At 59.4% G+C, this 22,219-nt stretch carries 20 protein-coding genes and 2 pseudogenes; 8 read left to right on the top strand and 14 right to left on the bottom strand.

The features are described from left to right. The first annotated feature begins 87 nt into the window (after positions 1-87). On the top strand, positions 88-1,500 hold the full coding sequence (locus KVG85_RS00570) for an MFS transporter (RefSeq protein WP_217862714.1): 1,413 nt from the start codon (positions 88-90) through the stop codon (positions 1,498-1,500). Between the two features lie 135 nt (positions 1,501-1,635). Here KVG85_RS00570 and KVG85_RS26210 read toward each other — a convergent pair. Continuing rightward, positions 1,636-2,064: pseudogene (locus KVG85_RS26210) on the bottom strand (methyl-accepting chemotaxis protein); the annotation flags it as partial. Positions 2,065-2,178: 114 nt separating this feature from the next. Beyond that, positions 2,179-2,850 (bottom strand): annotated as a pseudogene (locus KVG85_RS26205) (PAS domain-containing protein); the annotation flags it as partial. An 826-nt stretch (positions 2,851-3,676) separates the two neighbouring features. On the opposite strand from KVG85_RS26205, the gene KVG85_RS00560 reads away from it, so the two are divergent. Continuing rightward, entirely contained in the window at positions 3,677-4,099 is a 423-nt protein-coding gene (locus KVG85_RS00560) for a GNAT family N-acetyltransferase (RefSeq protein ID WP_217862712.1), read from the top strand. 115 nt (positions 4,100-4,214) lie between these two features. Here KVG85_RS00560 and def read toward each other — a convergent pair whose 3' ends face one another. The 3 genes from def to KVG85_RS00545 all read right to left on the bottom strand — a co-directional run bounded on the left by def (position 4,215) and on the right by KVG85_RS00545 (position 6,062). Next, positions 4,215-4,754 carry a peptide deformylase gene (gene def / locus KVG85_RS00555; RefSeq protein WP_039758091.1) on the bottom strand — a complete coding sequence of 180 codons (540 nt, stop codon included), beginning with the start codon at positions 4,752-4,754 and terminating at the stop codon, positions 4,215-4,217. Further along, entirely contained in the window at positions 4,751-5,707 is a 957-nt protein-coding gene (locus KVG85_RS00550) for a YihY/virulence factor BrkB family protein (protein ID WP_217862711.1), read from the bottom strand. The genes def and KVG85_RS00550 overlap by 4 nt, the downstream gene beginning before the upstream one ends. A 163-nt stretch (positions 5,708-5,870) precedes the next feature. Further along, positions 5,871-6,062, bottom strand: a complete 192-nt coding sequence (locus KVG85_RS00545; protein WP_042607250.1) for a CsbD family protein — start codon at positions 6,060-6,062, stop codon at positions 5,871-5,873. Positions 6,063-6,256: 194 nt separating this feature from the next. Between KVG85_RS00545 and KVG85_RS00540 the strand changes: the two genes are divergently transcribed. Next, positions 6,257-6,634, top strand: coding sequence for a hypothetical protein (locus KVG85_RS00540; protein WP_016775519.1), 378 nt, complete (start codon positions 6,257-6,259; stop codon positions 6,632-6,634). 252 nt (positions 6,635-6,886) lie between these two features. On the opposite strand, the gene fadD1 is transcribed toward KVG85_RS00540, so the two are convergent. Together fadD1 and fadD2 are read right to left on the bottom strand one after the other, a co-directional pair. Next, the gene (gene fadD1, locus KVG85_RS00535) at positions 6,887-8,584 is read right to left on the bottom strand and encodes a long-chain-fatty-acid--CoA ligase FadD1 (RefSeq protein ID WP_024014053.1); all 1,698 of its coding nucleotides are present in this window, start codon (positions 8,582-8,584) and stop codon (positions 6,887-6,889) included. A 349-nt stretch (positions 8,585-8,933) separates the two neighbouring features. Then, positions 8,934-10,622 carry a long-chain-fatty-acid--CoA ligase FadD2 gene (fadD2, locus tag KVG85_RS00530; RefSeq protein WP_024014054.1) on the bottom strand — a complete coding sequence of 563 codons (1,689 nt, stop codon included), beginning with the start codon at positions 10,620-10,622 and terminating at the stop codon, positions 8,934-8,936. Between the two features lie 225 nt (positions 10,623-10,847). Between fadD2 and KVG85_RS00525 the strand changes: the two genes are divergently transcribed. Then, entirely contained in the window at positions 10,848-11,792 is a 945-nt protein-coding gene (locus tag KVG85_RS00525) for an alpha/beta hydrolase (protein ID WP_217862710.1), read from the top strand. Positions 11,793-11,835: 43 nt separating this feature from the next. Further along, a complete protein-coding gene (locus KVG85_RS00520; RefSeq protein ID WP_217862709.1) occupies positions 11,836-12,306 on the top strand; it encodes a MaoC family dehydratase in 471 nt (156 codons plus the stop codon). Between the two features lie 253 nt (positions 12,307-12,559). On the opposite strand, the gene KVG85_RS00515 is transcribed toward KVG85_RS00520, so the two are convergent. Then, complete coding sequence (locus KVG85_RS00515; RefSeq protein ID WP_217862708.1) at positions 12,560-13,027, bottom strand: ferritin-like domain-containing protein; 468 nt, start codon at positions 13,025-13,027, stop codon at positions 12,560-12,562. Between the two features lie 206 nt (positions 13,028-13,233). Between KVG85_RS00515 and KVG85_RS00510 the strand changes: the two genes are divergently transcribed. Further along, positions 13,234-13,470 carry a DUF3820 family protein gene (locus KVG85_RS00510; RefSeq protein ID WP_003227425.1) on the top strand — a complete coding sequence of 79 codons (237 nt, stop codon included), beginning with the start codon at positions 13,234-13,236 and terminating at the stop codon, positions 13,468-13,470. Positions 13,471-13,500: 30 nt separating this feature from the next. Next, a complete protein-coding gene (locus KVG85_RS00505) occupies positions 13,501-14,682 on the top strand; it encodes an aminotransferase class V-fold PLP-dependent enzyme (protein ID WP_217862707.1) in 1,182 nt (393 codons plus the stop codon). Here the strand turns inward: KVG85_RS00505 and KVG85_RS00500 are convergent. From KVG85_RS00500 to zwf, 4 genes are all read right to left on the bottom strand, one after another. Next, positions 14,679-15,251 (bottom strand): peptidase associated/transthyretin-like domain-containing protein, encoded by a 573-nt coding sequence (locus KVG85_RS00500; protein ID WP_217862706.1) that lies wholly within the window; start codon positions 15,249-15,251, stop codon positions 14,679-14,681. The genes KVG85_RS00505 and KVG85_RS00500 overlap by 4 nt on opposite strands. Before the next feature lie 171 nt (positions 15,252-15,422). Further along, a complete protein-coding gene (locus KVG85_RS00495) occupies positions 15,423-16,088 on the bottom strand; it encodes a bifunctional 4-hydroxy-2-oxoglutarate aldolase/2-dehydro-3-deoxy-phosphogluconate aldolase (protein WP_016773539.1) in 666 nt (221 codons plus the stop codon). A 17-nt stretch (positions 16,089-16,105) separates the two neighbouring features. Beyond that, entirely contained in the window at positions 16,106-16,819 is a 714-nt protein-coding gene (gene pgl / locus KVG85_RS00490) for a 6-phosphogluconolactonase (RefSeq protein WP_041479176.1), read from the bottom strand. Continuing rightward, positions 16,806-18,272, bottom strand: coding sequence for a glucose-6-phosphate dehydrogenase (gene zwf / locus KVG85_RS00485; RefSeq protein WP_016773537.1), 1,467 nt, complete (start codon positions 18,270-18,272; stop codon positions 16,806-16,808). Before zwf ends, pgl begins: the two co-directional genes overlap by 14 nt. Positions 18,273-18,498: 226 nt before the next feature. Here zwf and KVG85_RS00480 point away from each other — a divergent pair, with 226 nt between their 5' ends. Next, positions 18,499-19,359 carry a MurR/RpiR family transcriptional regulator gene (locus tag KVG85_RS00480; protein WP_169842436.1) on the top strand — a complete coding sequence of 287 codons (861 nt, stop codon included), beginning with the start codon at positions 18,499-18,501 and terminating at the stop codon, positions 19,357-19,359. 207 nt (positions 19,360-19,566) lie between these two features. Here KVG85_RS00480 and KVG85_RS00475 read toward each other — a convergent pair whose 3' ends face one another. Together KVG85_RS00475 and KVG85_RS00470 are read right to left on the bottom strand one after the other, a co-directional pair. Then, the gene (locus KVG85_RS00475; protein ID WP_217862705.1) at positions 19,567-20,421 is read right to left on the bottom strand and encodes a D-hexose-6-phosphate mutarotase; all 855 of its coding nucleotides are present in this window, start codon (positions 20,419-20,421) and stop codon (positions 19,567-19,569) included. A gap of 314 nt (positions 20,422-20,735) precedes the next feature. Next, positions 20,736-22,085 carry a carbohydrate porin gene (locus tag KVG85_RS00470; RefSeq protein ID WP_217862704.1) on the bottom strand — a complete coding sequence of 450 codons (1,350 nt, stop codon included), beginning with the start codon at positions 22,083-22,085 and terminating at the stop codon, positions 20,736-20,738. Positions 22,086-22,219 lie beyond the last annotated feature (134 nt).

Genomic DNA, 22,219 nt, shown 5'->3' with positions numbered 1-22,219 from the left:
GTTCAACCTGTTAAACCGCCGACATTCACAATCCGCTAACACCGATAGCAGGCTAAGCTTTTCCATCAATAAAAAATGGATCAGCTTATGACTGCTCACGCTTCCGCCGCCGCGCTCAGTGATGGCATCGACCCGGTACGCGCCGCCGAAATTTCCGCCCGCATTGATCGGCTGCCCGCCGTTGCTACCATCTGGCGTCTGGTGGCGCTGCTGTCGATCGGCGGATTTTTCGAACTCTACGATCTGTTCCAGACCGCCTACATCAGTCCTGGGCTGATTCGCGACGGTTTGTTCGCCACAGGCAAGCAAAGCGTGTTCGGTTTCTCCGATCAGGCGGCGTTCGCCTCGGCGACGTTCCTCGGCGCCAGCCTGCTCAGTCCGCTGGCGGATCGTTTCGGCCGCCGGGCGATCTTCACCTTCGCGCTGATCTGGTACACGGTGGCGACAGTGCTGATGGGGATTCAGACCTCGGCGCTGGGCATCATCGGCATGCGCTTTCTGGTCGGCATCGGCCTCGGTATCGAGCTGGTGACCATCGACGCTTACCTCTCGGAACTGGTCCCTAAACGCATGCGCAGCTCGGCGTTCGCCTTTGCGTTTTTCGTGCAGTTCCTCTCGGTGCCGGCGGTGGCCTTGATGTCGTGGTGGCTGGTACCGCAAGCGCCGTTCGGCATTTCCGGCTGGCGTTGGGTAGTGTTGGCCAGCGCGGTGTTTGCGCTGTTTATCTGGTGGCTGCGCAAGCGTCTGCCGGAATCGCCGCGCTGGCTGGCGCAGCATGGTCGCTTTGATGAGGCCAACCGGATCCTCGACCATCTCGAAGCGCGCTGCGCCAAGGATTACGGCAAAGCGCTGGATGCGCCGGAACCGGTGTCAGTCGATGTCGAAGGCAAGGGCCGTTTCGCCGATATCTGGCAGCCGCCGTACCGCCGCCGCGCATTGATGTTGATCGTCTTCCACATCTTTCAGGCGATCGGTTTCTTCGGTTTCGGCAACTGGTTGCCGGCGCTGCTTTCGGGGCAAGGCGTGAGCGTCACCCACAGTCTGATGTACGCCTTCATCATCACCCTCGCCTACCCGCTCGGGCCGTTGCTGTTCGTGAAGTTCGCCAACCGCTTCGAAAACAAATGGCAGATCGTCGGCTCGGCCCTCGGCGCGATGACCTTCGGCACCCTGTTCGCCCTGCAGAGCAGCGCGTTCGGGCTGATTTTCTGCGGGGTAATGATCACCTTCTGCAACGCCTGGCTGAGCTTCAGTTATCACTCCTACCAGAGCGAACTGTTCCCCACCAACATCCGCGCCCGCGCGGTCGGGTTCTGCTATTCGTTCAGTCGTTTGTCGACGGTTTTCAGCAGTCTGCTGATCGGCATGTTTCTGGATAATTTCGGCACGCCGGGGGTACTGGCTTTTATCGTCAGCAGCATGCTGATCGTGATGCTGACCATCGGCTGGTTCGGCCCACGAACGCGTAATCTGGCGTTGGAAAATATTGCCCATCGTTGAAAGGCCAACACATGACTCAACTGTGGGAGCGAGCCTGCTCGCGAAGGCGTCGTGTCAGAAGGCATGTACTGGCTGACATAACGCTTTCGCGAGCAGGCTCGCTCCCACATTGGTTATTGGTGATGTTGAAAAAGCTCAGTTCAATTGCAGGGTTTCATTGAACTGGCTGATCGCATCCACCACATGCCGCGAGCCCTGCTGAATCTCGAGGATCACCTCGCCCGCCTCGTTCGCCAGCTCCACGCCCAACCCGGTTCGGCTCAGGCTCGACTGCATGCTCGATACCGCGCTCAGCGACAGGTCGTGGTTCTTGCGCACCACGTCGACAATTTCCAGAGTGGCCTGACTGGTCCGCGCGGCGAGGCTGCGCACCTCATCGGCGACGACGGCAAAACCGCGTCCATGCTCACCGGCCCGCGCGGCTTCAATCGCCGCGTTGAGCGCCAGCAGGTTGGTCTGATCGGCAATGCCGCGAATGGTCTGGACGATGCTGCCGATGATGTCCGACTGTTTGCTTACCGCATCGATGCTCACCGCCGCTTCGTTCAGGTCGCGGGAAATGTCCTGGATGATCTGCACGGTCTCCTGCACCACTTGTGAGCCTTTCTGCGCGCAGGCGTCGTTTTGTACCGAGGTGCTGTGGGCCGATTCCGCAGCGTTCTGCAGGGTGGTCATCTGCTTGGTGATGTCACTGGCGAACTTGACCACTTTGTACAATCGGCCCTTGGCATCGAACAGCGGGTTGTACGAGGCTTCCAGGTAAACCATCTGCCCGGACTTGTTTTTGCGCTCGAAACGGTGCGAGTGATATTCGCCGCGATTGAGCGAAGCCCAGAACGCCTTGTACTGCGCGGATTCGGCTTCGGCACGGTGACAGAACAGGCTGTGGTGCTGGCCGACAATTTCATGATGTGCATACTGCATGGTCTGCAGAAAGTTGTCGTTGGCGCGGATGACATGGCCTTCGGGAGTGAACTCGATCACCGCCATGGAACGGCCGATCGCCGCGAGCATGGCTTCTTCTTCATGTTCCTTGTTGATGCGCGCGGTGATGTCCGCCGCCACCTTGATCACACTCCTGACCTGTTTGTCGGGCCCGAACACCGGCATGTAACTGGCTTCAAGCCAGATCTCCCGGCCACTCTTGTTCAGGCGCAGAAAAGTGCCGCTGAGCGGTTCACCACGTGCCAGGTCGCGCCACAACTTTGCGTAGTCCTCGCTGCGATAAAAGCTTTCTTCACAAAAGATCCGATGGTGTTTGCCGCGCACTTCTTCGGCGCTGTAGCCCATGGTCTTGCAGAAGTTCTCGTTGGCGTCGAGAACGATGCCGTCCGGAGTGAACTCGATCATCGCCATCGAGCGGCTGATTGCCTCTATTTTCGCGTTGGCCTCGGTCAGCGCACAGCTGAAGCGTTCGATTTCCCGCAGGTCAGCCTTGTGATGTAGGTTGAACATGGTTGTATCACCTTCCGCGCGTTCTTTTGATTTGATGAAAGTTCAGGTCTTGCAAGATCCATCACTACGTTCCACAGAACAGGCACACGCCTTCCTCCACGGGAGGAAGTTGTCAGGTGATAAATGATGATCAATCGGAGGGTCCCTGCAGCAACGCTCTGATCAAGACATCCTTTTCTTGATAGCCCGCAAGCGGGCCAGCCCTAACGCGTAGAAGAACTTCCATTTAGATGACGCTCCTTTTTGGTTCAGTGTCGGTGCCTTGGATTGCGCACTCTGGCAGCATGAATCACGGACCAACCTGGTACCGTCGCCCTGTTGGCATGACGGTCGACATGGTTAGTTACCTGCAAAGCATAGCCATCCCGACGCCGGGCGCAAGGCCACTAGTCGGCCAGCATCTGGCACTTTTTGCACAAGAAACGGTTCAGCGCGGGAAACAGTGTGGTGAAAACGGACGTTTTCGCCAGCGAAGCGGAAGCCCGCGAACCAGGCTCCCGCAAGGTTTGCTCAATGGCCGAAGATGTCGACCTTCTTGGCTTTCTTCTCGGCACGTTTTTCAATCGCAGTCTTGGCCGGTTTCTTCTTCGCGGCTTTCTTTGAATCCATACCTTTGGACATGATCGGTACTCCACTCACAGGGATGTGAGTTCAGGTATACACCTATCCCCAAGCGCGCGTTCTTTTATAATCGGCGCTTTTCGCAGCGACAGCCCGAACCATGTCCGATATCCACTACAGCCAGCTCGACGAATCGTTGTGGCCGTTGATGAACAAGTTCTACCGCAGCCACCAGTCGTCGATGAAAGCCGTGCGCGAGGCGCAGCTGTGGGTCGCAAAGCGCGGCGAGATTGTAGCGGCGCTGTGCCTGCGTCCGGTAGCGGGCGGGCATTGGCTGACGGGGTTGTTTGTTGATCCGCAGTGTCGTGAGCAGGGCGTCGCTGCGCAGTTGATCGCGGCGGCGGTGGCCCAAGTGGAGGAGCCGGTGTGGCTGTTTTGCCATCCGGATTTGCGCGGGTTTTATGAGCGGCGTGGGTTCAGCTTCGATCCGCCGCTGCCGCAGGCGATGGCCGAGCGGTTGAGCCGGTATGCGCGGAGCAAGCCGATGATTGCGATGGGGCTCAATCCCGCAGATTTACGCTGAAACCCTGTGGGAGCGAGCCTGCTCGCGAATGCGGTGTGTCAGCGCCGAATTTGGTTCTGATACTCCGCGTTCGCGAGCAGGCTCGCTCCCACTGGGGTTGATGGTGTTCTGACAATCAGTCGTCAGCGTTGGGATCAAGGTCCGGAAACAGCACTTCGGTAAAGCCGAACTTGCTGAAGTCGGTAATCCGCGACGGGTACAGCCGGCCGATCAGGTGATCGCATTCATGCTGCACCACTCGCGCATGAAACCCCGAGGCCACGCGCACGATCGGCTCGCCCTTGGGATCAAAGCCTTCGTAGCGGATCTGCTGATAGCGATCCACCGCACCGCGCAGGCCCGGCACCGACAGGCAGCCTTCGAAGCCCTCTTCCATCAGCGGATTCAACGGCGTGATCAGCGGATTGATCAGAATCGTCTGCGGCACTGCTTCAGCATCCGGGTAACGCTCGCTGTGTTCGAAGCCGAAGATCACCAGTTGCAGGTCGACGCCGATCTGCGGCGCCGCCAAGCCAACGCCGCCGACGCTCTCCATGGTCTGGAACATGTCATCGATCAATTGCCAGAGCTCGGCGCTGTTGAACATTTCCGGCGGTACCGGCGGCGCGATGCGCAGCAGGCGCTCGTCGCCCATTTTCAGAATTTCACGGATCATGGTCGCGCTTCGTCAGTGTCCGGCTTGAGCGAATGATCGCGGCCCAGGCCCGAGACGTGTTGTTTGGGGGATTCGTCAGGCTCGCCAGGGGCTTTTTCGCCCTTTTCCTTGCCTTCGGCGGACATGTGCTCGATCACCGCGTTCATCTCTGCGCCGAGCAACAGGACTGCAGAAGAAATGTAGAAATACAGCAAGAGCACGATGATCGCCCCGATGCTGCCATACATCGCGTTGTAGTTGGCGAAGGTCTTCACGTAGAAGGCAAACCCCAACGAGGCGAGGATCCACACCACCACGGCCAGGACTGAACCCGGGGTGATGAAACGGAATTCCTGTTTGACGTCGGGCATTACGTAATAGATCAGCGCCACCGCGACCATCATCAGAATCACGATCACCGGCCAGCGGGCAATCGTCCACACTGTAACGATGAAGTATTCCAGCCCCACTTGTGCGGCAATCCAGCCCATCACCTGCGGCCCAAGCACCATCAGCGCGGCGGCGATCAGCAGCATGCCGGCAATGCCGACGGTGTAGACGATCGACAGCGGAAAACGCTTCCAGACCGGCCGGCCTTCGACCACGTCGTAAGCGGCGTTCATTGCGCTCATCATCAGGCGCACGCCGGCGGACGCGGTGTACAGGGCAATAACAATACCGATGGATAGCAGGCCACCCTTGGATTGCTGCAACTGGTCGATCACCGGGTTGACCTGCTCCAGCGCCTGCGGCGGCAGCACCAGCTCGGATTGCAGGCGCAGCCAGGAGAAGAAATCCGGCAGGTGCAGGAAACCGATCAGCGCGATCAGGAAAAGAATGAACGGAAACAGCGAGAACAGCATCTGGTAGGCCAGTGCCGAGGCGTAGGTCGACATTTCGTCATCGACGAATTCAGTGACCGTGCGCACCATCACCCGGTGCAGGGGCAGACCTTTCATGTCCGGAAATATCATTCGCGTCTCCTTGCGCCGCAAAAGGTTGAAGTCGTGGCGACTCAGGGGCCGTTTTTTACCTCAAGGTAGCCTGTTTTACGATCCTTCGGCGGATGACCGCAGGGTTCTGATACAAAAACGGCCATCCTTGGATGGCCGCTCGTGTGATTCGTTCAAGGCTCGCTTACGCCTTGTCGACGCCTTTTTTCACAGCGTCCTTGGCGTTGCCGACCGCTTGCTGGGCTTCGCCTTTTTTCTCTTGGACTTTTCCTTCAGCGCGCAGTTTGTCGTTGTCAGTAGCTTTGCCGACACCTTGTTTAACGTTGCCGACGGCTTCGTTGGCCATGCCTTTTACTTTATCGCCTGTGCTACTCATGGTGTTTCTCCGTGAAGCATAAAGGGAAGAAAAGTCATTACGTAACGATTGACCGGTGCGCTTTGCGCCGAGTTTCATTTATTTTGCCGGCATTTCGTCGTGGCATGCAGGTTGCGCTTTATGTTTGCCGGCGTTGCCCGGAGAATGCTCAGCCTACGGGCGCTGAGCCCGGCACACCGATTCGCAGGAATGTCATGAAGCTCAATAAAACCCAGGCCATCGCCCGTCGCAACCAGGAACTGGGCGGCGCCGTGCTCGGCACCAACAACTGCCACTTCGCCGAACTGAACCGTAACCGCAATATCTGGTGGTTCGACCTGCCGGTGTCGCGCTTGGCCATCGGTCAGTACGAGTGGATTCACTTGCTGCTGCACACCCCGGCGACCGATGAGTTGCTGCACCTGAAAGTGCCGACGGTGTTCCTGCGCGAAAAGCTCGAGGGCCTGGTGATTCGCAACGAAGGCAAACGCAAGGCGGCGCTGAGCCTGGAATTAAGTGCGGACAAGGATTCGTATCTGCAGGACATGCGTCCGGCCGGAACCAATGTGAATTTTGCACCGTTTCGTCAGTAGGATTTGTGGCGTCAGCCCTTCCCCTCACCCTAGCCCTCTCCCAGAGGGAGAGGGGACCGACCGGGTTGCTCTTACGGAATACGCCGACCTGAAATATCGAGCCGAACTCAGGATCTGAAAAGCTTGAAGATCGGCTCCCTTCCCCCTCGCCCCCTTGGGGGAGAGGGTTGGGGTGAGGGGGTAGGATTTACCAGACGCTGCAAACCACCAATCTTTCCCAACAAAAAGCCCCGCACCTGCGGGGCTTTTCGTTTAAGCGGCGCTCTTCGCCTTGATCTTCTTCAGCTCTTCATCCCGCAATTCGCGGCGCAGGATCTTGCCGACGTTGGTAGTCGGCAGCGCATCGCGGAATTCCACCGAACGCGGCACTTTGTAGCCGGTAACGTTGGCGCGCATGTGGTCCATGACCTGCTCTTTGGTCAGGGTCACTCCCGGTTTGGCGACGATGAAAATCTTGATCGCCTCACCCGATTTCTCGTCCGGCACGCCAATCGCCGCGCACTGCAATACGCCCGGCAAAGTCGCCAGCACGTCTTCCAGTTCGTTCGGATAGACATTGAAGCCAGACACCAGAATCATGTCCTTCTTGCGATCGACAATGCGCATGTAGCCGTCCGGCTGGATCAGCGCGATGTCACCGGTTTTCAGCCAGCCGTCGCTGTCGAGCATTTCATCGGTGGCTTCCTGACGCTGCCAGTAGCCCTTCATCACCTGCGGGCCTTTGACGCACAACTCGCCGATTTCGCCTAGCGGCTGCTCGACACCGGCATCGTCGATGACTTTGCACAGGGTCGACGGCACCGGAATGCCGATGGTGCCGATCTGGATGTGCTGGATCGGGTTGACCGTGGCCACCGGGCTGGTTTCGGTCATGCCGTAGCCTTCGCAGATGGCGCAACCGGTCACGGCTTTCCAGCGCTCGGCTGCGGCCAGTTGCAGGGCCATGCCGCCGGACAGGGTGACTTTCAGCGCGGAGAAATCCAGCTTGCGGAAACCTTCGTTGTTGCACAGCGCCACGAACAGCGTGTTCAGACCGACAAAACCGCTGAACTTCCACTTCGACAGTTCCTTGACCATCGCCGGCAGGTCGCGCGGGTTGCTGATCAGGATGTTGTGGTTGCCGATCAGCATCATCGCCATGCAATGAAAGGTGAACGCATAGATGTGGTACAGCGGCAGCGGCGTGATCAGGATCTCGCAGCCTTCGTTGAGGTTGGAGCCCATCAGCGCTTTGCACTGCAACATGTTGGCGACCAGGTTGCGGTGGGTCAGCATCGCGCCCTTGGCCACGCCGGTGGTGCCGCCGGTGTATTGCAGCACCGCGACATCGCCGCTGTCCGGGTTGGCTTCGGCCACTGGCTGGCCGTGGCCCTTGCTCAGGACGTCGTTGAATTTGATGGCTTTGGGCAAGTGATAGGCCGGGACCATTTTCTTCACGTACTTGATGACGCTGTTGATCAGCAGGCGCTTGATCGGCGGCAGCAAGTCGGCGACTTCGGTGACGATGACGTGCTTGACGCCGGTCTTCGGCACCACGGCTTCGGCCAGGTGCGCCATGTTCGCCAGGCACACCAGGGCTTTGGCGCCGGAGTCGTTGAATTGGTGTTCCATTTCCCGCGCGGTGTACAGCGGGTTGGTGTTGACCACGATCAGCCCGGCGCGAATGGCACCGAAGACCGCGACCGGATACTGCAGGACGTTGGGCAGTTGCACGGCGATTCGATCACCGGGCTGCAAGTCGGTATGCTGTTGCAGATACGCGGCAAAGGCACCGGACAGCTCGTACAGCTCACCGTAGGTGATTGTCTTGCCGAGGTTGCTGAAAGCCGGTTTGTTGGCGAAGCGTTGGCAGGATTGCTTCAACACTGCCTGAATGTTCGGATACTCGTCTGGATTGATCTCGGCTGCGATTCCAGCCGGGTACTTATCCTTCCAAAAGTCTTCGATCATGGAAGCCCACTCCTCAGCAACGCGAATTCTTCACCGCATTTGATGCGATTATTATTGGTGTGTGTTTTGTATTGGTGAATCCGGCGTTTTACAGGCCGAGAAGTCACAAAGCGCGCCGAGAGTAGCAGCTTTGCCAAGGGTCGACCAGAGCCAAAAGAGGCCCCTACAGTCACATTGATGACTCAAGACTTGCCAGCGGTCATTTTAGAGCAAAAATCCTATTAAACCGTGAAAGCCCCGTAGTCATGGGGTGTAAAAGCAAAAGATCGCAGCCTTCGGCAGCTCCTACATTTTGGAATGCGTTTCCTGTAGGAGCTGCCGAAGGCTGCGATCTTTTCGCTTGTAACCTTTATGCGATATCCCGCAACTCGCGCCGCAGAATTTTCCCTACAGGCGTCATCGGCAACGACTCACGCAACACGATGTGTTTCGGCACCTTGTAGGCCGTGAAATTCTCTTTGCAGTACGCCTTCAGCTCTTCCAGGCTGACCCCGCTCTCCCGCGCTACCACAAACAGCTTCACCGCCTCCCCCGAACGCTCGTCCGGCACGCCGATGACCGCGCAGTTGGCGACTTTCGGGTGGGCCATGACCACGTCTTCGATTTCGTTGGGGTACACGTTGAAACCGGAGACGATGATCATGTCCTTCTTGCGATCGACGATGCGCACAAAACCGTCCGGGTCGATCACGGCGATGTCGCCGGACTTGAACCAGCCCTCGGCATCGAGCACTTCGGCGGTGGCTTCGGGCTTGTTCCAGTAGCCCTTCATGATCTGCGGGCCTTTGATGCACAGCTCGCCGCGCTCGCCCAGCGGCTGTTCGACGCCGTCATCGTTGATGATTTTCACCAGCGTGCCCGGCACCGGCAAGCCGACAGTGCCCAGCCGCGACTGATCGCCGTAAGGGTTGGTGCAGGCCACTGGCGAGGTTTCGGTCAGGCCGTAGCCTTCGGTAATACGGCAACCGGTCATCTGCTCCCAGCGCTCGGCGGTGGCCTTGACCAGCGCGGTGCCGCCGGAGTTGGTCAGCTTCAGACTGGAGAAATCCAGGGTCTTGAAGTCAGGGTGATCCATCAGCGCGACGAACAAGGTGTTCAAACCCAGCAGCGCCGAGAAGCGCCAGTTCTTCAGTTCCTTGATGAAGCCGGCGATGTCGCGCGGATTGGAGATCAACACGTTGTGGTTGCCCGAGACCATCATGCACATGCAATTCGCAGTGAAGGCATAGATGTGGTACAGCGGCAGCGGCGCAATCATCACCTCCTGGCCTTCGCGCAACAGCGGCTGACCGTCCGGGCCGAGCTGAGCCAGACAGGCGCGCACCTGCTGCATGTTCGCCACCAGATTGCCGTGGGTGAGCATCGCGCCCTTGGCCAGGCCGGTGGTGCCGCCGGTGTATTGCAGCACGGCGATGTCATCGAGGCCGACGTTCAGCGGCTTGATGCCCAGACCACGCCCCATGCGCAGCGCGCTTTTGAACGAGGTCGCTTGCGGCAGCGAATACTCGGGAACCAGTTTCTTCACTTTGCTGACCACGGTGTTGACCAGCCAGCCTTTGGCGGTGGGCATCAGGTCGCCCATCTTCGCTTCGATCAGATATTGGATGTCGGTGTCGGGCAGCACTTCCTGGACTTTCTGCCCGAACAGATTCAGGTAGACCAGCGCGCGTGCACCGGAATCCTTGAACTGGTGGCGCATTTCCCGTGGCGTGTACAGCGGGTTGGTGTTGACCACGATCAGCCCGGCGCGCAGCGCGCCGAACACGGCAATCGGATAATGCAGAACGTTGGGCATCTGCACCGCAATGCGATCCCCCGGCACCAGATCGGTATGGGCCTGCAGGTATCCGGCAAACGCCGCGCTCTGGCGCTCGAGTTCGGCGTAGGTCAGGGTGATGCCCATGCTGCTGAACGCCGGGCGGTCAGCGAACTTCTTGCAGGAACGCTCAAACACTTCGATGACCGACTTGAACTCGCCCATGTCGATGTCCAGCGGTACGCCGGCCGGGCGTTTGTCATTCCAGAAATCAGGTTGCATTGTTCTTGTCCTCTTTACCTGAGCCGATCCGGGAGCCGCTTTCTGTCGTTTCTGCTTCGTCCATGGAAGGCGAAAAGCACAAAGCGGAGCTTCACGGACACTAGCAGCTATGGCCATTGAGGCAAATATGACGCAAGCCCTCATTGATCCCGTGAATCTTCCTGCCGTGGCGTGAGCTGATCAGACGCGCTATACACTGTGGCGATGCTGAGCAAAGGAATCGCCATGACCCACGACACCTTCTGGCTGGACGCGAGCGACCGCAGCCGCCTGTACGTCAACCGCTGGCTGCCGGCCACGCCATTGAAAGCGGTGGTTCTGCTGGCCCATGGCATGGCCGAACACAGCGCTCGCTACGCGCGGCTCGCCGACACGTTTTGCGACAAAGACTATGGCGTGTACGCCCCGGATCTGCGCGGCCATGGTCGCACCGCCGACAACGGCACCCTCGGCCATTTCGCCGATGACGACGGTTGGCGCAAGGTCGTCGGCGATCTGGCCAGCCTCAATCAGCACATCGGCCAGCAACATCCCGGCGTGCCGATCATCCTGCTCGGCCACAGCATGGGCAGCTACATCGCCCAAGGCTATTTGTTGCACCACAGCGCCAGTCTGCACGGGGCGATTCTCAGCGGCTCGAATTTCCAGCCGGTGGCCCTCTATCGCGTCGCGCGGCAGATCGCCCGGCTGGAAAAACTGCGCCAGGGCGGCAAGGGCCGCAGTGCATTGATCGAGTGGCTGTCGTTCGGCTCGTTCAACAATAAATTCAAACCGGTGCGCACCCGTTTCGACTGGCTGAGCCGCGACCCGGCGGAGGTCGACAAGTACGCCGCCAACCCGTTGTGCGGCTTTCGCTGCACCAATCAGCTGTGGATCGACCTGCTCGGTGGGTTGCAGCAAATCAGCAAAGCGTCCAATCTCGCGCAGATCGATCCGGGCCTGCCGCTGCTGGTGATTGGCGGCGAATGTGATCCGGTGAGCGAGGGCAAGCGTCTGACAGATCTGGCCAATGCCTTGCGCATGGCCGGCAGCCAGCATCTGCAACTGAAGATCTACCCGCAGGCCCGGCACGAATTGTTCAATGAAAGCAATCGCGACGAAGTGAGCGCCGATGTGCTCGCCTGGATCGACCAGGCCCTGAGCCACCGGCGCCCGCAGCGTAGCGAATAATTTTTTGTGGATTCACTGAAATCCGTCACAGGAATCGAAACCGATGACCCAGGTTACCAACATCCCTTACGAAGCCCTTGAAGTCGGCCAGACCGCCAGCTACAGCAAGACTGTCGAAGAGCGCGACATTCAGCTGTTCGCCGCGATGTCGGGCGACCACAACCCGGTGCACCTGGACGCCGAGTTTGCCGCCGCCAGCATGTTCAAGGAGCGCATCGCCCACGGCATGTTCAGCGGTGCGCTGATCAGCGCAGCGGTGGCCTGCGAATTGCCTGGGCCGGGCACTATCTATATCGGTCAGCAGATGAGCTTTCAGAAGCCGGTGAAGATCGGCGACACGCTGACGGTGCGCCTGGAGATTCTGGAGAAACTGCCGAAATTCCGCGTGCGCATTGCCACTCGCGTATTCAATCAGCGTGATGAGTTGGTAGTGGATGGCGAGGCGGAGATTCTCGCGCCACGTAAGCAGCAGACGGTGACGTTGCCGACATTGCCGGCGATTAACATTGGCTGATTGATTTGTGGTGTGTCAGTGAGATCTTTTCCCCCTCACCCCAGCCCTCTCCCCCAAGGGGGCGAGGGGGAAAGGGAGCTGATCTTCGCCGGATTCAAATCCTGAGTTCGACTCGATCATTCAGGTCGATGTTTAGCGAAAGACACCTCGGTCAGTCCCCTCTCCCTCCGGGAGAGGGCTAGGGTGAGGGGCTTTTCCCGCGGGCACAAAAAAACGCCAGACAAGCTGGCGTTTTTTATCAGCCGACTAACTCTTACGAGTTGGCACGAGCCTGGTTGCGCAGGGCTTTCACCTGGTCGTGGTTGCGTTGTACGCCGTGGTACTGACGCTCAACCAGGTCACGAATGCCTACCAGATTGTGCTTGTTGATTTTCTCGATCGCTTCACGATAAGCCTTCAGCGCATGGTCTTCACCGCGCTCGGCTTCGTTCAGCACAGCCTCTTCGTCTTTACCGGTGAACATGGATTTGACGTCGACCCAGCGACGGTGCAGATCACCGGCAACGCTGGTCGAGGTTTCCGGATCACCGCCGAGCGAACGCACTTGAGCCTGCAGCTCGGCCGCTGCGGTGGCGCAATCGGCGGAGCGCTGCACGAACAGGGTTTTCAGTTCTGGGTGCTTGATGTCTTCGGCGCAAGTCTTGAACCCTTCCTGACCGTCCTTGCAGGTTTCAATCAGGTCGTTGAGTACAGAAATGGCTTCTTTATTCATGTCGGTCATTTTTCAATTCCTTGCGATGGGTTGAAGATGCAAGGGATATTGCAGTGTGCGTGCCAGCTTCGCTTTCGAAAATAAGTCTTTGTTTTTCAAAGAGTTATAAAAGATTGAACCATCTGTATGCTGGTTTTTTGCATGATCTGTCATTTGGCCTGCATGCAGAATGCCTGTATTTTCCAGGCTGTCATGTGAATCGATGAAGCGTGCTGATGAATCCGGAAAAACTCGAACTGCTGATCACCCGCGAGATGCCCTTCGGCAAATACAAAGGGCGGATCATTGCCGACTTGCCTGGCCCCTATCTGAACTGGTTCGCCCGTGAAGGCTTTCCCCACGGTGAACTCGGTGGCCTGTTGGCGTTGATGCAGGAGATCGACCACAACGGCTTGTCCGACCTGCTCGAACCGCTGCGCGCCAAACACGGCAAACCCGCCCCGCGCCACTGACGTGCCCTTTCCTCTTGAGCCTTGCCGACCATGCCTGACAACACCCGCCGCGCCCGTGACGAAGCCTTCTGGCAGACATTCGCCGACCGATACGATGTGCAGCCCGGCCCGGTCAATCTGGAAAACGGTTACTTCGGGCGCATGTCGCGCACGGTGATCGAGGAGTACCAGCGCAATATCGAGCTGATCAACACCAGCAACTCGATTTATGTGCGCCAGCGCTTTGAACAGCACGACAACCTTGAGATCCGCGCGCAACTGGCCGAACTGATCGGCGTGCGCGCGCAAAGCGTGGCGCTGACGCGCAATGCCACCGAAGGCCTGCAATCGCTGATCCGCAATTACAATCGCCTGCAACCGGGCGATCAGGTGCTGATCTGTGACCTCGAGTACGACACGGTCAAAGGCGCCATGCGCTGGCTGGCGAAACAGCGTGGCGTTGAGGTCATCGAGATTACCCACCACCATCCCGCCAGTTTCGAGAGCCTGCTGGAAAGCTACCGCGAAGCTTTCACCCGCCACCCGAAACTCAAACTGATGGCGCTGACCCATGTCACCCATCGCACCGGTCTGGTCATGCCGGTGCAAGCCATCGCCGCGCTGGCCAAAGAGCATGGTGTCGACATCATCCTCGACGGTGCCCACGCTCTCGGCCAGATTGAATTCGACCTGCAAGCCTTGGGCATCGCTTTCGCCGGTTACAACCTGCACAAATGGATCGGCGCACCGCTGACCCTTGGCTTCATCTATATCGCCCCGCAGCGTCTGGCTGATATCGATCCGGACATGGGCGAGATGCATTACCCGGTCAGCGATATTCGCGCGCGCACCTCGTACAGCACGCCGAACATCCCGGCGCTGATGACCTTGCCGCTGGTGTTCGAAGAGCACGACGCGCTCGGCGGCGCAGCAGCCAAAAGCCCACGCCTGAATTACCTGCGCAACCTGTGGGTCAGCGCCGTGCGGCACCTGCCGGGCATCGAGGTGCTGACTCCGGACGATCCGCAACTGTATTGCGGGATCACCGCGCTGCGCTTCACCCGGCATGCCGATCAACAGGCCATGGCCGAGCGGCTGCTCAGCGAGTTCAACCTGTTCACCGTGGTGCGCACCGGCGCCGCGTGCGGGCCGTGCATTCGCATCACCCCGGGGCTGACCACCACGGCCGGCGAGATGGAGCAGCTGGTCCACGCATTGAACCAGCTGCGCTAGAACAGCACACCGGAGTTCTTTTCGTAGCCTTCGAGGCCAAGCTGCGACGACACGGCGAAGGTGTCGATGCCGAGGGTCTGGCAGGCGAAGGCACCGTCTTCAAGATCGGCGCCGGCGATCGGCTGCAATACCAGCTGCAAGGCGTCATCGGCGGCAGCTTCACAGCCGCAGCGGCCTGGGACGTGCAAGGTGCCGGCCCAGGCCTCGTGGTGAGCTTGCCCTCCTGCTTCGTCGCCGGGAATGAATACGTTCAGCTTCAGGCAAGCAGCGCCGTGCGCCGCCCGATCCGGATAGACGCTGGTGAAACGGACGATGCCATGGCTGTCGGTCGATTGACTGCCGCCCAAGCGGGTGTCGCCATCGACACGCTGTTGAATGCGCACCAGCGCGCCGATGACCGGCTCGCTGGTCATCGCATCGACCAGCGACAGACGCAGGATCAGCGGCAGGCCTTCGACCCCCTGGCTGATATTGCGCACTTGGGAATCGGCTGCGGGGCGGCCGAGGGAAAGTTGCTTCGGTTGATAACGGGATTGTGGTGTAAGGGTCAGAGACTGACGGTCGTCCATGAGGCGTTCTCTCTTCCATAAGAAGAACGCAGGTTAACCCCGGCAAACGGACCGCGTGCGTTAACTATGTATCGCGGCATGTATGTTTACTTTCTTCGGCGCAAAAAAAAGGTGCGCCGACCAAGCGCACCATAAAGCCGTAAAGCACACAACGAGGTGTAGGGGTAAAGATCAGTCCAGCAGCGCCAGGGCTTCGGCAGTGCATTCCTGAATACGCGCCCAGTCGCCGTTCTTGATCCACTCCGGATCAAGCATCCAGCTACCGCCCACGCACATGACGTTTTTCAGCGCCATGTAGCTCTTGATATTGGCCGGACCGACGCCGCCAGTCGGGCAGAATTTCACTTCGCCGAACGGGCCGCCGAGCGCCTTGATTGCCGCCACGCCACCGCTGACTTCCGCCGGGAACAGCTTGAAGCGGCGATAGCCCAGACCGTAGCCTTCCATGATCCCCGAGGCGTTGCTGATGCCCGGCAACAGCGGAATCGGGCTGTCGACGCTGGCTTCGAGCAGGTCACGAGTGATGCCCGGGGTGACGATGAATTGCGAACCGGCCGCTTCCGCCGCTGCGAGCATGTTGCGGTCGAGCACGGTGCCGGCACCGGTCATCAGTTCCGGACGCTGTTCACGCAGGATCTGAATGGCCTTGAGGCCGAACTGCGAACGCAGGGTCACTTCCAGCGCGGTCAGGCCACCGGCGGCGAGGGCGTCGGCCAGTGGCAGCACGTCCTGTTCGCGGGCGATGGTGATCACTGGCAGGATCCGCGCCTTGGCGCAGAGACTGTCGATCAGGGCAACTTTGTCCGCCATGGAAACGGTCGGGGATGGGGTTGTCATAGCGGCTGTTCCTTGGCTCATGGGCACCAGTAAATCTCTAACGTAGGTTGCAGAAACGCGCGCACCGGCATGGCCGCAACGTCATCGGATGCCAGCGCGGCATTCAGGGTGGTCAGTTTCGATTGACCGGAAATCGACAGAATCTTGTGCCGGGCCGAGGCCAGCAGCGCGCGGCTCATGGTCAGGCGCTGACGTGGCACGCTGGGCGCCAGCATCGGCCAGCAACGGCGTGTGCCATCGGCTTGCAGGGCTTCGGCGAGGTTCGGGCTGTCGGGGAACAGCGACGCGGTGTGACCGTCATCGCCCATGCCCAGCACCAGCACGTCAATCGGGGGCAATTCCGCGAGCAAGCGATCAGCCTGTTCCGCAGCCTGCTCGACGTTGGCCGCCGCGCTGTAGAGGCTGAGGAACTGCGCCTTGGCTGCCGGGCCTTTGAGCAGATACTGCTTGAGCAGGCCGGCATTGCTGTCGGCGTGTTCGACCGGCACCCAACGCTCGTCGGCGAGGGTCACAACGACCTTCGACCAGTCCAGCTCCTGCTTGGCCAGGTGCTGGAAGAACGCTACCGGGCTGCGCCCGCCGGACACCACCAGCACCGCGTTGCCGCGTGCAGCAATGGCGTCGCTCAGTTGCTTGGCAACGTTCAGCGCCAGGCCTTCGGCGAGCAGCACCGGGCTGTTGAATTCGCGGGCAGTCACGCCCGTCGGCAGTTGCACATCAGATATCGCCATACCACGACCTCCCGTCCCGCGTGATCAAAGCAATGGAGCTCATCGGCCCCCACGACCCGGCCGCATACGGCTTGGGCGCGTCACCGGATTTCTTCCACCCGGCGATCAGCTGGTCACACCACTTCCACGCGGCTTCGATTTCATCTTTACGGACAAACAGGTTCTGATTGCCGTTCATCACTTCCAGCAACAACCGCTCATAGGCATCGGGGATCCGCGCACTACGCCAGGTGTCGGAGAAATTCAGTTGCAGCGGCCCGCTGCGCAGTTGCATGCCCTTGTCCAGGCCCTGCTCTTTGGTCATCACGCGCAAGGAAATGCCTTCGTCCGGTTGCAGACGGATAATCAGTTTGTTGCTGATCTGCAGGCGCTGCTCCGGGGCGAAGATGTAGTGCGACGGTTCCTTGAAGTGGATAACGATCTGCGACAGCTTCTGCGGCATGCGCTTGCCGGTACGCAGGTAGAACGGCACGCCGGCCCAGCGCCAGTTGCGGATGTCGGCACGCAGGGCGACGAAGGTTTCGGTGTCGCTCTGGGTGTTGGAATTCGGTTCTTCGAGGTAACCCGGAACGGATTTGCCCTCGCTGTGGCCAGCGATGTACTGGCCGCGCACCACTTGTGTGGTCAGGCCTTCCGGGCTGATCGGCGCGAGCGCCTTGAGCACTTTCACTTTCTCGTCACGGATGCTGTCGGCGGACAAGTCGGCTGGCGGATCCATGGCAATCAGGCAGAGCAGCTGCAACAGGTGATTCTGGATCATGTCGCGCAGCTGGCCGGCCTTGTCGAAATAGCCCCAACGGCCTTCGATGCCGACCTTCTCGGCCACGGTGATTTCCACGTGGGAGATGTAATTCTGGTTCCACTGGGTTTCGAACAGGCTGTTGGCGAAACGCAGGGCGATCAGGTTCTGAACCGTCTCTTTGCCCAGATAGTGGTCGATGCGGTAGGTGCGGTCTTCCGGGAAAAACTGCGCGACGGCATCGTTGACCTTGCGCGAAGACTCCAGGTCAGAACCGATCGGTTTTTCCAGCACCACGCGAGTGTTCTCGGCCAGACCGACTTTCTCGAGGTTTTCGCAGATCGCGCCGTATACCGCCGCCGGAGTAGCGAAGTAGGCAATCATGCGCTGGCTGCTGCCGGCCAGTTCCGCCAGCGCCACGTAATCCTCAGCCTTGAGGAAGTCGACGTGCAGATAGGTCAGGCGCGCGAGAAAGCGCTCGGCCACGGTTTCGTTCAGCTCTTTGCCGACGTAACGGCGCAATTCGGCGGCGATGAACGCCATGTGCTGCTGCTCGCTGCCGGGCTCACGGGCCAGCGCGATGATTCGCGTGTCCTCGTGCAGCAGGTCGGCACCGTCAAGGTGATACAGGGCAGGAAACAGCTTGCGCAGGGCCAGATCGCCAAGCGCGCCGAACAAGGCAAAGGTGCACGGTTCAACCGTAATGGAAGGCATGATGTTTGTTCTTTTATCAAGTTAAGCTACAAATACCTTTTTTCAAGGCATCACTCAAGGGAAAATGTAGTAATAACCACAACATTTTCGCAGAATACTCAATCCGAGTGGTGGTCGCCCGGACGCATCAGTAGGATAGGCCACCGTCACGGGCCATATCAAAGGCCCAATTTGCATAGCCCGACGCAACTCTGCGTCGGTGAATCAGGAATTCCATATGGACCGCGTGCGAAATTTACTGGAACAGATCCAGAGTCGCCTTGAAGAGCTGAACAAGGCCGAACGTAAGGTCGCCGAGGTGATCCTGCTCAACCCGCAGCAGGCCACCCGCTTCAGCATCGCCGCCCTCGCCCAGGCCGCCTCGGTGAGCGAACCGACGGTCAACCGTTTCTGCCGCTCGTTCGGTGTCAGCGGTTATCCCGAACTCAAGCTGCAATTGGCGCAGAGCCTGGCCAGTGGTGCGGCGTATGTCAGCCGCGCGGTCGAGGCCGACGACAATCCCGAGGCGTACACGCAGAAGATTTTCGGCAGCGCCATCGCTTCCCTGGACAGTGCTTGCCAGGCGCTCGACCCGAACCTGATCAGCCGCGCCGTCGACCTGTTGATCCAGGCGCGGCAGATCCACTTCTTCGGCCTCGGCGCTTCGGCCCCGGTTGCGCTGGATGCGCAGCACAAGTTCTTCCGCTTCAACCTAGCGGTTACCGCGCACGCCGATGTGCTGATGCAGCGAATGATTGCTTCGGTGGCGCACACCGGTGAGCTGTTCGTGATCATTTCCTACACCGGGCGTACCCGCGAGCTAGTGGAAGTGGCGCGGATTGCCCGGGAGAACGGCGCTTCGGTTTTGGGCCTGACAGCGGAAAATTCACCGCTGGCCAAGGCCAGTACCTTGAGCCTGAACATTCCGCTGCCGGAAGACACCGACATCTATATGCCGATGACCTCGCGGATCATTCAGTTGACCGTGCTGGATGTGCTGGCGACGGGGATGACCTTGCGCCGCGGGGTGGATTTCCAGCCGCATCTGCGCAAGATCAAAGAGAGTTTGAATGCGAGCCGGTATCCGGTTGGGGACGAATTCAACTAAAGATCAAAAGCCCCTCACCCCAGCCCTCTCCCAGAGGGAGAGGGGGCCGACCGAGGTGTCTGGCGATCTACATCGACCTGAAACACTGAGTCGATTATGGATTCACCGACATTCATTCAGGTCGGCGAATCTCTCGAATATCCCCCATTCGGTCCCCTCTCCCCCGGGAGAGGGCTAGGGTGAGGGGCTACGATGTGGCTGACACACTCAAGCAGCCGCCCACGCCTGCAAACTCAAATGCGCCTTCTCCCCCGGCGCCAGGTGCAGGCTGTCGGTGCCGCCCGCCGCTGCTTCTACGCAAACGAATTCCGATACCTCGTCCCAGCTCACCCCCAGCAACGGCCGCGCGCCGGGATGCCAGACGACGGTGTCGCCGCTGTCACCGGTATCGATGCACAACTCGCGCTGCCAGGCGTGATCCTTGAGCTGTAATTCGCCGTCGTGCTGGAACACCCGCTGACACCCGCCATCCACCCGCAACTCGCCTTCCTGCTGGCAAACCTGGCGATTCAACTGATCATAACCCTGCGCGCCTTCAAGCCCAGACAGCGCTATCTCACCGACATCACCAATCCGCCAGTAAGCGTGCAAAGCCTGGCTCAACTGGCACGGCATGTCGTCCTGATGCTCGGTGCTCAGGCGTAAGTCCATGCGTTCGCCAAGGTGCGCGTGCAGGTCGACCTGCCAATCGCACAGCTGCAATTGCCAGTGCAGGCGCACGCCATCCTCGGCGCTGCTGCTGTCGAGCAGTTTCCAGTCGAGCAGTCGCGCCCAACCATGGGACGGCCACGCGTTTTCGCTCGGATGACGGCCATACCACGGCCAGCACACCGGCACGCCACCGCGAATTGCGCCGACATGCGGCCACTTCGCCGCGCACCACAACCACGGCTTCTGCCCGCGCGGCTGAAAATGCAGCAACTGCGCGCCCTGACGACTGAACACCGCCTGACACAGCGGATGATCGATCACCAACACGTCGCGCATCTGATAGCGCTCCCAGGCGAACACCGGTCGCTCGCGCAGGGATTTGAAGAAGCGTTGCAGCGGATGCTCATGCATTGGCTACGGTCCTGAAAATCATGGAGGTACTCATCAATCCAAAAGCCTTGCATAGCACTTTGTGGCGAGGGGATTCATCCCCGCTGGGTCGCGAAGCGGCCCTGAAAACCATTCACCGAGGTGTATCAGCCAGATTGTGCTTATAGGATTTGGGGCCGCTTCGCAGCCCAGCGGGGATAAATCCCCTCGCCACAAAAAACTCTCCAGCCACAAAAAATCATCAAGCAACACATCTGACCTGTGTCACAAAAAAAAGCGGACAGCCTTGGCTGTCCGCAAAATGCGCACATAGAGAGGAGCTTATCGCAGACGCGTCAGAACGTTGACTGAATTTTCAGGCCAGCGACCAAAGCGTTATCGACTTCATCCACACCGCCCGGATGGGTGATGTATTGCAGGTTGGGACGCACGGTCAGCCAGTTGGTGACATGGATGCCGTAGTTGAGTTCGTAGTTGTACTCGGTCTCACGAATCGGCGAGAACGCGGCGTTGTCGTAATCGGACACACCGTTGGCAGCGTTCAGCAGTTCAGCATTGCGCTTGACGTCCTTGTTGACGTGGATACGCGCAGCGCCAATACCGATGTCATCTTTCGGACGCGCATCGAACGGGCCTTTGTAGACAAACATCACCGACTGGTAGTTGTCGATGAAGTTGGTGTCCTTGTCGTGGAAGGTCGCGTTGGCGGCGATGTTCAGACCGCGAGTCGCATCACCGTTGTGGCTGGTGAGTTGCTGTTGCGCAACGAACCAGTAACCGCTTTTGCTGTTGTGCGACTTGTAGTCGTCACCAGTGGTTGCCGCGTCGAAACCGTTGACGTCTTCGCGAACGTCGTCGGCATCGGCCGTGCTCTTGTAGTAACCGACGCGGTATTCGCCCGGCAGGCTGTTGACCTTCGGCGACCAGACCAACTCAACCGGCAGCACCGTACCTTTGGTGCCGCTGCCGCTGAGCTTGAAGCCGTTGCCGTGTTCCAGCTGCGACGGGTTCTGGTTGTACGCACCGATTTGCGCGTAGAGCTCGTCGTTGATGTTGTACTTCACACGGATCGCGGCCTGGCTGACGGGCCAGTTGTACCAGATGTTGGTCGCCCAGTTACCCACTTGCGAACCGCAGAACGCCAGGTTCTGGAAGTCGCACGGGAAGGTGTTGAAGTCTTCGCCTTCGCCGAAGTAACCAGCCTTGACGTCGAGCTTGTTGTCGAAGAACTGGTGCTGGATCCACAACTGGGTCAGACGCACCATGTGGCCACGGCCGTAGACTTCCTGCGAGGAGCTGAGGGTGCCGGCACGTGGATCGCCAACGCGGTCGTTGGAGATGTTGTAGCCGTTACGATTGGTCAGCTGGATCTTCGCCTGGGTGTTGTCCCAGCCCCACAGTTTCTGCAGGTCGAGGGCCACGCCGAGGCCGAACTGGTCGCTGTAGCGGCCGGTCTTGTCGTCGTCATAACCACCGTGCAGGTTGGCGCCCATCTCGCCAACGTAGTCGGCCTTGATGTCGATACCCTGCTCGATCAGCTTGGTGCGCTCGCCGCCCCAGTCGCCGGTCATCCACTTGGAGTCGGAGCTGAACGCATCCGCCGCCATCGCATTACCAGCCAGCACCAGTGCAGCTGCCGCTGAAACCTGGCAGATCAACCGGGCATTGACGTGTTTCTTTTTCATCCCTACATCCTCGTCTTTATTGTTATTAACTGTTTTTATCTAACGCGGTTTACATAAAGTGCGACGAATGACAGGCCATTCACCGCGTGCTCCTTTTTGTGGAACCAGCTCCCACAGGACCGCATTCCAGCATT

Origin of the sequence: Pseudomonas triticicola (assembly GCF_019145375.1) — a bacterium.
Taxonomy (GTDB): Bacteria; Pseudomonadota; Gammaproteobacteria; order Pseudomonadales; family Pseudomonadaceae; genus Aquipseudomonas; species Aquipseudomonas triticicola.
Note: the sequence above shows the minus strand (reverse complement) of the source record. Positions and strands in the feature narration are given on the sequence as shown.

Excerpts from the sequence above, each read along its gene's own strand:
- fadD2 (WP_024014054.1), bottom strand. The coding sequence starts at position 10,622 with ATGCAACCTGATTTCTGGAATGACAAACGCCCGGCCGGCGTACCGCTG.
- KVG85_RS00475 (WP_217862705.1), bottom strand. The coding sequence starts at position 20,421 with ATGCATGAGCATCCGCTGCAACGCTTCTTCAAATCCCTGCGCGAGCGA.
- KVG85_RS00515 (WP_217862708.1), bottom strand. The coding sequence starts at position 13,027 with ATGACCGACATGAATAAAGAAGCCATTTCTGTACTCAACGACCTGATT.
- KVG85_RS00560 (WP_217862712.1), top strand. The coding sequence starts at position 3,677 with ATGTCCGATATCCACTACAGCCAGCTCGACGAATCGTTGTGGCCGTTG.
- KVG85_RS00505 (WP_217862707.1), top strand. The coding sequence starts at position 13,501 with ATGCCTGACAACACCCGCCGCGCCCGTGACGAAGCCTTCTGGCAGACA.
- def (WP_039758091.1), bottom strand. The coding sequence starts at position 4,754 with ATGATCCGTGAAATTCTGAAAATGGGCGACGAGCGCCTGCTGCGCATC.
- KVG85_RS00550 (WP_217862711.1), bottom strand. The coding sequence starts at position 5,707 with ATGATATTTCCGGACATGAAAGGTCTGCCCCTGCACCGGGTGATGGTG.
- KVG85_RS00495 (WP_016773539.1), bottom strand. The coding sequence starts at position 16,088 with ATGACAACCCCATCCCCGACCGTTTCCATGGCGGACAAAGTTGCCCTG.
- KVG85_RS00520 (WP_217862709.1), top strand. The coding sequence starts at position 11,836 with ATGACCCAGGTTACCAACATCCCTTACGAAGCCCTTGAAGTCGGCCAG.
- KVG85_RS00570 (WP_217862714.1), top strand. The coding sequence starts at position 88 with ATGACTGCTCACGCTTCCGCCGCCGCGCTCAGTGATGGCATCGACCCG.
- KVG85_RS00545 (WP_042607250.1), bottom strand. The coding sequence starts at position 6,062 with ATGAGTAGCACAGGCGATAAAGTAAAAGGCATGGCCAACGAAGCCGTC.
- KVG85_RS00540 (WP_016775519.1), top strand. The coding sequence starts at position 6,257 with ATGAAGCTCAATAAAACCCAGGCCATCGCCCGTCGCAACCAGGAACTG.
- KVG85_RS00525 (WP_217862710.1), top strand. The coding sequence starts at position 10,848 with ATGACCCACGACACCTTCTGGCTGGACGCGAGCGACCGCAGCCGCCTG.
- pgl (WP_041479176.1), bottom strand. The coding sequence starts at position 16,819 with ATGGCGATATCTGATGTGCAACTGCCGACGGGCGTGACTGCCCGCGAA.
- KVG85_RS00500 (WP_217862706.1), bottom strand. The coding sequence starts at position 15,251 with ATGGACGACCGTCAGTCTCTGACCCTTACACCACAATCCCGTTATCAA.
- KVG85_RS00510 (WP_003227425.1), top strand. The coding sequence starts at position 13,234 with ATGAATCCGGAAAAACTCGAACTGCTGATCACCCGCGAGATGCCCTTC.
- KVG85_RS00470 (WP_217862704.1), bottom strand. The coding sequence starts at position 22,085 with ATGAAAAAGAAACACGTCAATGCCCGGTTGATCTGCCAGGTTTCAGCG.
- zwf (WP_016773537.1), bottom strand. The coding sequence starts at position 18,272 with ATGCCTTCCATTACGGTTGAACCGTGCACCTTTGCCTTGTTCGGCGCG.
- fadD1 (WP_024014053.1), bottom strand. The coding sequence starts at position 8,584 with ATGATCGAAGACTTTTGGAAGGATAAGTACCCGGCTGGAATCGCAGCC.